This is a genomic window from Streptococcus sp. 1001283B150225_161107_H12 (assembly GCF_015552665.1).
Taxonomy (GTDB): domain Bacteria; phylum Bacillota; class Bacilli; order Lactobacillales; family Streptococcaceae; genus Streptococcus.
This window is the reverse complement of the sequence record NZ_JADNFC010000004.1, coordinates 158,293-170,288: the sequence shown is the minus strand read 5'-3', so window position 1 is coordinate 170,288 and position 11,996 is coordinate 158,293. Positions and strand designations below refer to the sequence as shown.

General features: G+C 44.0%; 8 protein-coding genes and 12 tRNA genes. 19 read left to right on the top strand and 1 reads right to left on the bottom strand.

The window, feature by feature from the left end; translation table 11 throughout:
- Positions 1–3: 3 nt before the first annotated feature.
- The 17 genes from I2C87_RS07525 (at position 4) to I2C87_RS07445 (ending at position 5,605) form a co-directional block, all read left to right on the top strand.
- A tRNA-Val gene (locus tag I2C87_RS07525) sits at positions 4–76 on the top strand.
- A gap of 8 nt (positions 77–84) precedes the next feature.
- Positions 85–155, top strand: a tRNA-Gly gene (locus I2C87_RS07520).
- 33 nt (positions 156–188) lie between these two features.
- Positions 189–262, top strand: a tRNA-Ile gene (locus I2C87_RS07515).
- 13 nt (positions 263–275) lie between these two features.
- Positions 276–347, top strand: a tRNA-Glu gene (locus I2C87_RS07510).
- A gap of 9 nt (positions 348–356) precedes the next feature.
- Positions 357–446, top strand: a tRNA-Ser gene (locus I2C87_RS07505).
- Positions 447–455: 9 nt separating this feature from the next.
- Positions 456–529, top strand: a tRNA-Met gene (locus I2C87_RS07500).
- A 5-nt stretch (positions 530–534) separates the two neighbouring features.
- Positions 535–607, top strand: a tRNA-Phe gene (locus tag I2C87_RS07495).
- Between the two features lie 16 nt (positions 608–623).
- Positions 624–704: transfer RNA gene (locus tag I2C87_RS07490), tRNA-Tyr, on the top strand.
- A gap of 6 nt (positions 705–710) precedes the next feature.
- Positions 711–781 (top strand) — tRNA-Trp (locus tag I2C87_RS07485).
- 12 nt (positions 782–793) lie between these two features.
- A tRNA-His gene (locus tag I2C87_RS07480) sits at positions 794–866 on the top strand.
- A gap of 13 nt (positions 867–879) precedes the next feature.
- A tRNA-Gln gene (locus I2C87_RS07475) sits at positions 880–951 on the top strand.
- 9 nt (positions 952–960) lie between these two features.
- A tRNA-Leu gene (locus I2C87_RS07470) sits at positions 961–1,044 on the top strand.
- A 185-nt stretch (positions 1,045–1,229) separates the two neighbouring features.
- Complete coding sequence (locus I2C87_RS07465) at positions 1,230–1,667, top strand: zinc-dependent MarR family transcriptional regulator (protein WP_195214452.1); 438 nt, start codon at positions 1,230–1,232, stop codon at positions 1,665–1,667.
- Positions 1,667–2,371 carry a metal ABC transporter ATP-binding protein gene (locus I2C87_RS07460; protein ID WP_195324385.1) on the top strand — a complete coding sequence of 235 codons (705 nt, stop codon included), beginning with the start codon at positions 1,667–1,669 and terminating at the stop codon, positions 2,369–2,371. Before I2C87_RS07465 ends, I2C87_RS07460 begins: the two co-directional genes overlap by 1 nt.
- Positions 2,364–3,167 (top strand): metal ABC transporter permease, encoded by an 804-nt coding sequence (locus I2C87_RS07455; protein WP_125374845.1) that lies wholly within the window; start codon positions 2,364–2,366, stop codon positions 3,165–3,167. Before I2C87_RS07460 ends, I2C87_RS07455 begins: the two co-directional genes overlap by 8 nt.
- An 8-nt stretch (positions 3,168–3,175) precedes the next feature.
- Positions 3,176–4,675: a zinc ABC transporter substrate-binding protein AdcA gene (locus tag I2C87_RS07450; RefSeq protein WP_154854107.1), complete on the top strand. Its 1,500-nt coding sequence runs from the start codon at positions 3,176–3,178 to the stop codon at positions 4,673–4,675.
- A 384-nt stretch (positions 4,676–5,059) separates the two neighbouring features.
- Positions 5,060–5,605, top strand: a complete 546-nt coding sequence (locus tag I2C87_RS07445) for a DUF6287 domain-containing protein (protein ID WP_195324383.1) — start codon at positions 5,060–5,062, stop codon at positions 5,603–5,605.
- Positions 5,606–5,658: 53 nt separating this feature from the next.
- On the opposite strand, the gene I2C87_RS07440 is transcribed toward I2C87_RS07445, so the two are convergent.
- Complete coding sequence (locus I2C87_RS07440) at positions 5,659–7,737, bottom strand: GH92 family glycosyl hydrolase (RefSeq protein WP_195324382.1); 2,079 nt, start codon at positions 7,735–7,737, stop codon at positions 5,659–5,661.
- Positions 7,738–7,930: 193 nt separating this feature from the next.
- On the opposite strand from I2C87_RS07440, the gene I2C87_RS07435 reads away from it, so the two are divergent.
- Positions 7,931–9,211: a glycoside hydrolase family 125 protein gene (locus I2C87_RS07435; RefSeq protein ID WP_195324371.1), complete on the top strand. Its 1,281-nt coding sequence runs from the start codon at positions 7,931–7,933 to the stop codon at positions 9,209–9,211.
- Between the two features lie 76 nt (positions 9,212–9,287).
- Positions 9,288–11,933 carry an alpha-mannosidase gene (locus I2C87_RS07430; protein WP_195324369.1) on the top strand — a complete coding sequence of 882 codons (2,646 nt, stop codon included), beginning with the start codon at positions 9,288–9,290 and terminating at the stop codon, positions 11,931–11,933.
- Positions 11,934–11,996 lie beyond the last annotated feature (63 nt).

Below are 11,996 nucleotides of genomic sequence, written 5' to 3'. Positions count from 1 at the left end.
TTTGGGAGTTTAGCTCAGCTGGGAGAGCATCTGCCTTACAAGCAGAGGGTCAGCGGTTCGATCCCGTTAACTCCCATTTTTCAAGCGGGTGTAGTTTAGTGGTAAAACTACAGCCTTCCAAGCTGTTGTCGCGAGTTCGATTCTCGTCACCCGCTTTGAACATTTGTTCATTACCAAGTTTTTAACTTGGGCGCGTAGCTCAGGTGGTTAGAGCGCACGCCTGATAAGCGTGAGGTCGGTGGTTCGAGTCCACTCGTGCCCATTTTTAATATTATGGTCCGTTGGTCAAGGGGTTAAGACACCGCCTTTTCACGGCGGTAACACGGGTTCGAATCCCGTACGGACTATATTATATTGGAGGATTACCCAAGTCCGGCTGAAGGGAACGGTCTTGAAAACCGTCAGGCGTGTAAAAGCGTGCGTGGGTTCGAATCCCACATCCTCCTTAATATTAACGCGGGATGGAGCAGCTCGGTAGCTCGTCGGGCTCATAACCCGAAGGTCGTAGGTTCAAATCCTGCTCCCGCAATATTTGGCTCGGTAGCTCAGTTGGTAGAGCAATGGATTGAAGCTCCATGTGTCGGCGGTTCGATTCCGTCTCGCGCCATAATTTAATATTATTCGGAAGGGTAGCGAAGAGGCTAAACGCGGCGGACTGTAAATCCGCTCCTTCGGGTTCGGGGGTTCGAATCCCTCCCCTTCCATCCTTTACGGGCATAGTTTAAAGGTAGAACTAAGGTCTCCAAAACCTTCAGTGTGGGTTCAATTCCTACTGCCCGTGTATAAGAATATGGCGGGTGTGGTGAAGTGGTTAACACACCAGATTGTGGCTCTGGCATGCGTGGGTTCGATCCCCATCACTCGCCTATTTTATATTATTGGGGTATAGCCAAGCGGTAAGGCAAGGGACTTTGACTCCCTCATGCGTTGGTTCGAATCCAGCTACCCCAGTTATACTTTGCCGGCGTGGCGGAATTGGCAGACGCGCTGGACTCAAAATCCAGTGTCCGCAAGGACGTGCCGGTTCGACCCCGGCCGCCGGTATAGTATTAAAGACAAGGTTTTCGGACCTTGTCTTTTTCTTTTTTTCGTTGAATTTGTAACGTTGAGTTACCTATTAGTTACTAAAATTTGTTTTTATTGTTTTCTGAAAATACTTTGACTATTTTCCTTTACTGTGTTATAATTAACCGGTAAAGTATTTACTGGTTGATAGAAAGGAAGTTCCTATGAAGGTTGCTAATCAGATAGATGAGTTTTTGAATTCTATCTTACTTATTTCTGAGAATCAGCATGAAGTATTGATAGGTTCTTGTACAAGTGGTTTTTCTTTAACCAATACGCAAGAACACATTTTAATGTTATTATCAAAGAATAATTATTCCAATTCTGAGCTTGCTAAATTGCTGAATGTTAGTCAAGCTGCTGTTACTAAGGCTGTTAAACAATTACTTTCTTTTGGGATGTTAGAAGCTCTAAAAGATGAGAAAGATGCTCGAATCGTTTTGTACCGTTTAACAGATTTGGGGCGTCCAGTTGCTGAGGAACATTCTCATCATCATGATCATACTTTGGCTGTTTATAATCAAGTTTTGAGCGAATTTTCTCAAGAAGAACAAAAGGTTATTTCTAAGTTTTTATCTCGCTTATTGGAGGATCTTCGTTAATGCGTTATATTACTGTTAAAGATCTTTCGTTTTATTATGATCGAGAGCCTGTGCTTGAAGGTGTGAATTACTACTTGGATAGTGGGGAGTTTGTGACGCTGACTGGTGAGAATGGTGCCGCCAAATCTACTTTGATCAAGGCAAGTCTTGGCATCTTAAAACCAAAAGTAGGGACGGTTGAAATTGCTAAGGAAAATATAGCTGGTAAAAAATTACGCATTGCCTATCTTCCCCAACAAATTGCAAGCTTTAATGCTGGATTTCCCAGTTCTGTTTATGAGTTTGTGAAATCGGGACGGTATCCTCGTAAGGGTTGGTTTCGTCGGTTAAATCATCACGATGAGGAGCACATTTTAGCTAGTTTATCTGCTGTTGGGATGTTAGAGCATCGTGATAAACCTTTAGGGGCTCTATCCGGTGGCCAGAAACAACGGGCTGTCATTGCACGAATGTTTGCGTCTGATCCAGATATTTTTGTGTTGGATGAACCGACTACTGGGATGGATGCTGGTAGCAAGGATGAGTTTTATGAATTGATGCACCACAGTGCCCATCACCACGGAAAGGCTGTTTTAATGATCACGCATGATCCTGAAGAAGTGAGTCATTTTGCCGATCGCAATATCCATTTGGTGAGAAAACAAAATTCTCCATGGCGTTGCTTTAATGTCCATGAGAAAGATGGAGGTGAGGAGCATGCTTAGTTTATTTCAATATGACTTTATGCAACGGGCCTTGTTAGCGATGGTTGCCATGAGTCTCTTCTCCCCTATCTTAGGTGTATTTTTGATTTTGCGTCGTCAGAGCTTAATGAGTGATACACTGAGCCACGTCTCTCTATCAGGGGTTGCTTTTGGCCTCTTCCTTGGTTTCTCTCCAACTATTTCTACAGTCATTGTGGTCATCATAGCTGCTGTATTTCTAGAGTACTTACGAACAGTCTATAAAGATTTTATGGAAATTGGGACAGCGATTCTCATGTCGACCGGCTTGGCCTTGGCTTTGGTGATCATGAAGGGTGGCGGTAAAAGTTCCATGAGTTTGGACCAGTACCTATTTGGCTCTACCTTGACCATTACGGATGAGCAAGTGCTTGCTTTGTTTATCATTGCAGCCATTGTTTTAGTTTTAACGATTCTCTTTATTCGTCCCATGTATATCCTTACATTTGATGAGGATACAGCTTATGTAGATGGTTTACCCGTGCGTCTCATGTCTATCTTGTTTAATATTGTGACAGGGGTGGCTATTGCCTTGATGATTCCGGCTGCGGGTTCCTTGTTGGTATCTACCATCATGGTCTTGCCAGCTAGTATTGCTTTAAAGCTAGGAAAAACCTTCCGTTCAGTCATGCTTTTGGCAGTGGTCATTGGTTTTGTAGGGATGGTCAGTGGTCTCATTCTTTCTTATTACCCGGATACACCGGTTAGTGCGACCATTACCCTCTTATTTGTATCCTTCTTTTTGCTCTCAAATCTTTTTGTTAAATTTAGAAAATAGGTGATCTTATGAAAAAACTTGCATGGCTGGTATTAGCCTTTTGTAGTCTTCTTTTAGTAGCTTGTAGTGGTGGTCAAAATCAGTCAGGGAAATTGAAAGTCATGACGACTTTCTATCCTGTCTATGAATTTACTAAGCAAGTCGTTGGAGACGAGGGAGATGTGGAGCTCTTGATCGGGTCTGGTTCGGAACCCCATGATTTTGAATTGTCTGCCAAGGGGCGCGCAAAAATCCAAGAGTCAGATGTCTTTGTCTATGAGAACGAGAACATGGAAACTTGGGTGCCTCAGTTGTTGAAATCAATGGATGGCAAGAAAACTAAGGTTGTCAAAGCGACGGAAAATATGCTGCTTTTACCAGGTGGTGAAGAAGAGCATGACCATGAGGGAGGGGAAGAACACCATCATGACTATGATCCCCATGTCTGGCTTTCTCCACAGAGAGCTATTAAAATGGTGGAAACGATTCGTGATCAACTGGTGAAACAGTACCCAGATAAAAAGGCTAGCTTTACCGCTAATGCGGATGCCTATATTGCCAAGTTGAAAAAATTGGATGATAGCTATACGAAGAGCTTGTCTGCAGCGAAACAGAAAAACTTTGTTACTCAACACGCAGCTTTCCGTTATTTGGCCCTGGACTATGGTTTGAATCAAGTCTCTATCTCAGGTTTGTCACCAGATAGTGAACCGTCTGCAACTCGCTTGAGTGAATTGACAGAGTACATCAAGAAGAACGACATCAAGGTTATCTACTTTGAAGAAAATGCTTCTAAATCCTTATCGAAAACCTTGTCTGCTGAAACCGGTGTGGATCTAGCTGTTTTGAATCCATTAGAGAGCTTGACAGATGAGCAGATGAAAGATGGTGAAGACTACATCTCTATCATGGGAGCCAACCTCAAATCTTTGGAGTTAACAACGACTCAAGCCGGAAAAGAAATCGCTCCAGAAGAGGAAGAAGACACCAAAACAGTGGCCAATGGCTATTTTGAGGACAGTGCTATTAAGGACCGAACTCTTTCAGACTATGTAGGTGATTGGCAGTCTGTGTATCCTTATCTAAAAGATGGAACCTTGGATCAAGTCTTTGACTACAAAGCCAAATTAACCAAATCCAAAACAGCTGAAGAGTATAAAGCCTACTACACCACCGGTTATAAAACAGATGTCGACCGGATTGTCATTACAGACAAAACCATGACCTTCTATAAGAATGGCGAAGAGAAGAAGTTCGAATACCGCTATGCTGGGAAGCATACGCTAACCTATACAAAAGGGAATCGTGGAGTGCGGTATCTCTTCGAAGCAACTGATCCGAATGCGGGTGAATTCAAGTATGTTCAATTCAGTGACCACCAAATTGCTCCTAATAAGGCAGCTCACTTCCATATTTTCTTCGGTGGGGAAAGCCAAGAGGCACTTTATAAGGAATTGGAAAATTGGCCTACTTACTACCCAAGTGACTTATCAGGATTCGAAATTGCGCAGGAAATGTTGGCCCACTAATCAAATAGAGAAGGAACCAGTTGGTTCCTTTCAGATTGAAGACAAAGTAATTTTAGAAACTTTCCTTAGGTGAGTACGGACGTCAACGAACTTCGAAGAAGTTCCATGACTTAGTTTTGGATCTAAGGTTCCAAAACTCCCGAGTGCCTGAAACAACTCTGTTTCAGGCACTTTTCTCACAGCGGAAAGTTTTTCATCTTTTTAAATTACTAAAAAAAATAATCATTTTTTGAAAATCATCTAGCTGTTTTATGTAAAACAATAGTTTGTCTGCATTCAAGAAGGAACCAGTTGGTTCCTTTTTTGATAGTAACAGAAACTTGTCAATTTGCTAGAAAAAGGATAAAATAAGGCTTATAGAATAGATTGAATGTAGGGAGATTCATGATGAAAAAGTATCGTTTGCTATTGTTGCTTTCTGCTCTACTGTTTTTCCTTGGAGCCTGTGGTGATAAAAAACAGGAGACAGGATCTGAAAGTAAAGAAAGTACAGTTCGTCAATCGAAGGATAGCTCAGCTACTAGTGAAGCAAAGAAGGCTGAGAGTTCGAGTGATAAGAAAGAAAAAACAAATATGGATATTGAAGCAATCGCTCAAGGGGATTATAGTAGCGTAGCTGGTGTCTGGCAAGATGATAAGGGGAATAAACTCGTCTTTGATCAAAATGGTTTGGTCTCAAACGAATATGAGTCTTATGGTCTTTTCTTGACAGACTATGGGACTGTTTCAGGAGGAGTCTACGGAGGAATCACAGGTGGATTTCTGATGGAATTTATTCCTGCCGGGCTTACGATTGATGACCAAACGGATGAAAATGGAGAAGTCATCTTCCATGATGATTCTGATGCCAGCAAGGATCGTCTCTGGACCGGAACTGGGATGTACAGTTTTACGGAACAAGGTTCTTTCCTTTATAAGGTCGGGGATTAACTAGTATAGGTGTAATGAAAAAGAATGAAGAGTGTCCTACTCTTCATTCTTTTTTAGATTTTAGGGAGCCAAGAAAGGTGGAAGTCTAGCTTCTCCGCTTTCAAGAGCTCTTGGTGGCTCACTCTGTCGATCCTTTTTCCATCAAGAAAAACATCTTGAAGAAAGTGTGCCTGGGCTGTGTGGGCTGTGCTATGGATATGCAGCCATTTTTTCTCTTGAGGGAGGTAAAGGCGCAAGTGTTTGAAGAGGGGAATCCCTAGGTCATAGACTGGCTTGCCTGGACAAGTCGGATAGAGTCCCAAAACCGACCAGATATACCAGGAGGATAGGCTGCCATTATCCTCATCTCCTGGATAAGCTTTGAAGCTTGGCTGGAAGGCTTCCTTGCGAAGGGCTTGAATCAGGATGCTAGTGTATTCCGGGTGTTGGCTATAGCGGAAGAGATAGGGGATGTGAAAACTCGGTTGGTTTGAAATGGCAATTTGTCCAAAAGGAGCTTGGGCCATCTCACTCATTTCATGAATTTCGTAGCCATAGCCCGTCACTTCATAATACGGCGCTTGAGTGGCTAGTCGAGTTAAGTAATGGGTGAAGCCTTTTTCTCCTCCAAAGAGTTGCTTGAGGCCCTCGATGTCGTGAAGGGCGCCTAAGGTTGCCTGAATGGCAGAGCACTCGGCATAGTCGCGTCCCCAACTGATGGGCGAGAAGTCTGGTCTGAAATGGCCCTTCTTATCTTTGGCCCGGATATAACCTGTTTCTGGATCAAAGAGGGTTCGATAGGAAAGACTAGATTGAGCATATTCTTTGGCCAACTCTTCCTTGCCAAGTATCTGGGCAGTTTGGGCGATACAAAAATCGCTATAGGAGAAGTCAATGGTGTGACTCACGCTTTCGTGATAGTCAGTGGATAGATAGCCTAATTCCTTGTATTCTTTAGCTCCTCGTCGACCGTAATGACCATTTGGGTCTTCCTTCCTAGCTGTATCTAGCATGGCTTCAAAAAGCTCCGTGTGGAGGTCGGGAGCTAGGCCTTTTTGAATGGCATCGGCAATGATCCCATCAATGAGGGTTCCAGGCATCATGCCTCTTTCGTCAGGCGCTAGCCATTTAGGGAGGAAACCGGTATCTCGGTAATGGCTGAGGAAGCCTTCAAGAAATTCCTGGTAAATCTCGGGATAGACTAGGCTATAGAGAGGAAAGGTGGTCCGAAAGAGATCCCAGAAGCCCAAACTCGTGAAGTATTTTCCTTCTTGAATGCGGTTGTGGGCGAAATCGCGATGGACTGCTTTCCCCTCAGGGGTTACTTCATAACAAGTCTGAGGAAAGAGCAGACTACGGTAGAGACAGTGATCGAAAAATGTTCGATCCTCTCCGCCCGTATCTAAAATGTCAAATCGGTCCATTAGCTCTTGCCATTTGCGGCTCGCTTTTTCTTTCATCTCTTCAAAGCTAGCTGTAGGAAGGTGAGATTTGGCCAACTCAGGGTTGATAAAGGAAGTGCCTAATCGAGCTTCTAGCCTAGGGCTGTCAAATTCTAGGATCAAATCCTGTCCTAGCCAGTGAGTGCGAGTGATGGCTTGGTCAAATTCAACATGAAGATAGAAAGGAAAGTCTTGTTGGTCGGTATGATTTTGGTCTAGGATGTAGAAATGTAGATTCGTTTCTCCGAATTCTACTTCAGCTAGTCCATTGGGGCAATGAATGGCCAGTGAAAGTGCAGACGGCCCTCTAAAGCGGAGAATAGCCCCGTAGAGGCTGGGTGTCAGCTCTGTGTGGATTTGATAGCGCTCTGAGGTGAGGGCTAAATAATGGGGCTGAAAGACAGCTTCTTGGACCCGGTAACTGCTCTGTCTGAAATAGAGGTCTTCTTGAGTCGGAATGTCTGTCAGTGGGGTGAGGAGACACCAGGAAAAATCTCCAATCCAAGGGCTAGGCTGATGGGTCAAGCGAATACCTTGAAAGATAGGAAGGTTGGGATTGAAAAACCAAGCCCCCTGTTCATGTGTTGTCTGTGGGAGGAAATAATTCATCCCAAAAGGAACTCCTGTGTAAGGGAGGGTGTTGCCGTTGGAATAAGTTGAGTGATTGTCTGTTCCTAAGCGGGTATCAATGTGAGTAATATCGGTCTTCATGCGGGACCTCCTGTGTCATACGAGGGCCTTCAAGCCCTTTTCTTTCTTTATTTTAGCAGAAGCCACTCAAATGGGAAAGTCTTTTTCAAAACTAGAAAAGTTTGTAGAAAAAGGGCTATAATTTGCGTATGTATTTCCCATCTGAAATCTTTTATACTGAATAGGAAAGAATCGATACGTGTGAGGAAAAGGAATGACTTATTCAAAAGAAATCGTCAGAGAATGGCTGGACCAAGTAGCAGAACGTGCCAAGGAGTACCCGGAATGGGTGGATGTCTTTGAGCGTTGCTATACAGACACCTTGGACAATACAGTTGAGATCTTAGAAGACGGCTCAACTTTTGTACTGACAGGAGATATCCCAGCTATGTGGCTTCGTGACTCAACTGCTCAACTGAGACCCTACCTCCATGTGGCTAAAAGAGATCCTCGTTTGCGTCAGACCATTGCAGGTTTGGTCAAGCGCCAGATGATCTTGATTCTCAAGGATCCCTATGCTAACTCTTTCAATATTGAGGAAAACTGGAAAGGTCACCACGAAACAGACCACACCGATTTGAATGGCTGGATTTGGGAACGTAAGTATGAAGTAGACTCGCTTTGCTACCCTTTGCAGTTGGCTTATCTTCTCTGGAAAGAAACAGGAGAAACTAGTCAATTTGATGAGACTTTTGTTACAGCGACCAAGGAAATCCTTCATCTCTGGACAGTGGAGCAAGACCACAATAACTCACCATACCGTTTCGTCCGTGATACCGATCGTAAGGAAGATACCTTGGTAAATGACGGCTTTGGGCCAGATTTTGCTGTGACAGGAATGACCTGGTCAGCTTTCCGTCCAAGCGATGACTGCTGTCAGTATAGCTACTTGATTCCATCCAATATGTTTGCAGTGGTAGTCTTAGGTTATGTCCAAGAAATCTTTGCAGCATTGAATATAGCTGATAGTGAGAGTATCATTGCAGATGCCAAACGCCTCCAAGCGGAGATTCAAGAAGGGATCGAAAACTACGCCTACACTACTAACAGCAAGGGTGAAAAAATTTATGCCTTCGAAGTAGACGGTTTAGGAAATGCTAGCATCATGGATGATCCGAACGTGCCAAGTTTGTTAGCTGCTCCTTATCTTGGCTACTGCGCGATCGACGATGAGGTCTACCAAGCTACTCGTCGGACTATTTTGAGCTCTGAAAATCCTTACTTCTATGAAGGGAAGTACGCAAGCGGACTCGGAAGTTCTCATACCTTCTATCGCTATATCTGGCCGATTGCCCTATCTATCCAAGGTTTAACAGCTACAGATAAAGCTGAGAAGAAATTCTTGCTTGATCAGTTGGTTGCTTGTGATGGTGGCACGGGTGTCATGCACGAAAGCTTCCACGTAGATGATCCGACTCTCTACTCTCGTGAATGGTTCTCATGGGCCAACATGATGTTCTGCGAATTAGTCTTGGATTACCTAGATATTCGCTAATGAGCCTTAGCTCAATAGATTCTTCTAAAGAATCACAAATCTATTTTTAAATTTAAGTTAGAATGAGGTTTTACTCATGGAAAATGTTGTTGTACATATCATCTCTCACAGCCACTGGGATCGTGAGTGGTATCTACCTTTTGAAAGCCACCGCATGCAATTGGTGGAACTGTTTGACAATCTCTTTGATCTTTTTGAAAATGATCCTGAATTCAAGAGCTTCCACTTAGATGGCCAAACGATCGTCCTTGATGACTATTTAGAAATTCGCCCTGAAAACCGTGACAAGGTGCAGCGTTATATCGACGAAGGCAAACTCAAGATTGGACCCTTCTATATCTTGCAGGATGATTACTTGATTTCCAGTGAAGCTAACGTCCGCAATACCTTGATTGGACAAGCGGAATGTGCTAAATGGGGCAAATCTACGCAGATCGGTTACTTCCCAGACACCTTTGGAAATATGGGACAAGCTCCTCAAATCCTTCAAAAATCAGGTATTCACGTAGCAGCCTTTGGTCGCGGTGTCAAACCAATCGGATTTGACAATCAAGTCCTTGAAGATGAGCAATTTACCTCTCAATTTTCTGAGATGTACTGGCAAGGGGCTGATGGTAGCCGTGTGCTGGGCATTCTTTTTGCTAACTGGTACAGTAACGGGAATGAAATTCCAGTGGATAAAGACGAAGCCTTGACTTTCTGGAAACAAAAATTGGCGGATGTCCGTGACTATGCATCGACCAACCAATGGTTGATGATGAACGGCTGTGACCACCAACCCGTTCAACGAAACTTGAGTGAAGCAATTCGCGTCGCTAATGAACTCTTCCCTGACGTGACCTTTATTCACAGTTCCTTTGAGGACTACGTGCAAGCAGTAGAAAGTGCCCTTCCTGAACAATTATCAACCGTCACAGGTGAGTTGACCAGTCAGGAAACGGATGGTTGGTATACTCTTGCCAATACTTCTTCTTCACGCGTTTACCTCAAACAAGCCTTTCAAGAGAACAGCAATTTGCTAGAGCAAGTGGTGGAACCTTTGACCATCATCACTGGTGGACATCACCACAAGGATCAATTGACCTATGCCTGGAAGACGCTCTTACAAAATGCACCTCATGATAGTATCTGTGGTTGTAGTATTGACGAAGTTCACCGTGAAATGGAAGTTCGTTTTGCCAAGGTCAATCAAGTTGGAAACTTTGTCAAGACCAACCTTCTGAATGAATGGAAAGAGAAACTCGCGACTCAGAAAGCTCAGAGTGAGCATCTCTTTACAGTTATTAACACTGGCTTGCATAGCAAGGTGGACACTGTCAGCACGATTGTCGACGTAGCGGTTTGTCCATTTAAGGAATTGCACCCGACAGAGGGCTTCAAGAAGATGGCGGCTTTGACCTTGCCAGATTACCATGTGGAGGATTTAGAGGGGCATCTTGTAGAAGCTGAGATTGAAGACTTGGGAGCAAGCTTTGGCTATACCTTACCTAAGGATAAATTCCGCCAACCCTATATTGCGCGCCAAGTGCGCGTGACGGTTCCGGTTCACCTAGCGCCTCTTTCTTGGACCACCTTCCAGCTCTTGGAAGGAAAAGCTTCCCATCATGACGGCATATACCAAAATGGGGTTCTCGATACGCCGTTTGTAACCCTCAGTATTGATGATGGCTTGACCCTTTATGACAAGACGACCAATGAGGCTTATGAGGACTTCCTTGGCTTCGAAGACCGCGGTGATATTGGAAATGAGTATATTTACTTCCAACCAAAAGGAACCAAGCCAATCTATGCGGAGCTGAAAAGCCATGAGATCTTGGAAAACAATGCTCGTTATGCCAAAATCTTGCTCAAGCATGACTTAACCATCCCAGTCAGTGCAGATGAACAATTGGATGCGGAACAAAGAGGCATTATTGAGTTTATGAACCGAGACGCAGGTCGTTCAGAAGAGGTGACAACCATCCCTCTTGAAACAGTGATGACCGTCTTTGTGGATGATCCGCAAATTCGCTTCAAGACGAGCTTTACCAATACTGCTAAAGACCACCGTATCCGTCTTTTGGTCAAAACTCATAACACCCGTCCAAGCAATGACTCGGAAAGCATCTATGAGGTGGTGACACGGCCAAATAAACCAGCAGCTTCTTGGGAAAATCCTGAAAATCCACAACACCAACAAGCCTTTGTCAGCTTGTATGATGATGTCAAAGGAGTGACAGTAGCTAACAAAGGATTGCACGAATACGAAATCCTTGGAGACGACACCATGGCTGTAACTCTTCTCCGTGCTTCAGGTGAGCTAGGCGACTGGGGCTACTTCCCAACACCGGAAGCTCAGTGCTTGCGAGCTATCGAAGTTGAGTTTGCAGTAGAGTGCCACCAAGCTCAGGATCGTTTTTCAGCTTTCCGTCGTGCCAAAGCCTTCCAGGTGCCATTTACAGCTCTTCAAGTTGCAAAACAAGAGGGTAGCGTTGCAACAACGGGTAGTCTCTTTAACCATCCAGCCCTCAACTTGCCACAAGTCTGCCCAACAGCCTTTAAAGTTGCTGAAAATGAAGAAGGCTACGTCCTTCGTTATTACAACATGAGTCAAGAAAATGTCCGTGTGTCTGAAAAACAACAAACCATTCTTGACTTGTTGGAACGCCCATACCCAGTCCATTCAGGACTATTGGCACCACAGGAAATTCGTACAGAACTCATTCAAAAAGAAGAAATTTAATTTCAAAAAGTAAACATAAAAAGAAAGGAGGAGCGAAAAAAGTAAGAACCAACTGCTGATTCG

Excerpts from the sequence above, each read along its gene's own strand:
- I2C87_RS07465 (WP_195214452.1), top strand. The coding sequence starts at position 1,230 with ATGAAGGTTGCTAATCAGATAGATGAGTTTTTGAATTCTATCTTACTT.
- I2C87_RS07460 (WP_195324385.1), top strand. The coding sequence starts at position 1,667 with ATGCGTTATATTACTGTTAAAGATCTTTCGTTTTATTATGATCGAGAG.
- I2C87_RS07455 (WP_125374845.1), top strand. The coding sequence starts at position 2,364 with ATGCTTAGTTTATTTCAATATGACTTTATGCAACGGGCCTTGTTAGCG.
- I2C87_RS07450 (WP_154854107.1), top strand. The coding sequence starts at position 3,176 with ATGAAAAAACTTGCATGGCTGGTATTAGCCTTTTGTAGTCTTCTTTTA.
- I2C87_RS07445 (WP_195324383.1), top strand. The coding sequence starts at position 5,060 with ATGATGAAAAAGTATCGTTTGCTATTGTTGCTTTCTGCTCTACTGTTT.
- I2C87_RS07440 (WP_195324382.1), bottom strand. The coding sequence starts at position 7,737 with ATGAAGACCGATATTACTCACATTGATACCCGCTTAGGAACAGACAAT.
- I2C87_RS07435 (WP_195324371.1), top strand. The coding sequence starts at position 7,931 with ATGACTTATTCAAAAGAAATCGTCAGAGAATGGCTGGACCAAGTAGCA.
- I2C87_RS07430 (WP_195324369.1), top strand. The coding sequence starts at position 9,288 with ATGGAAAATGTTGTTGTACATATCATCTCTCACAGCCACTGGGATCGT.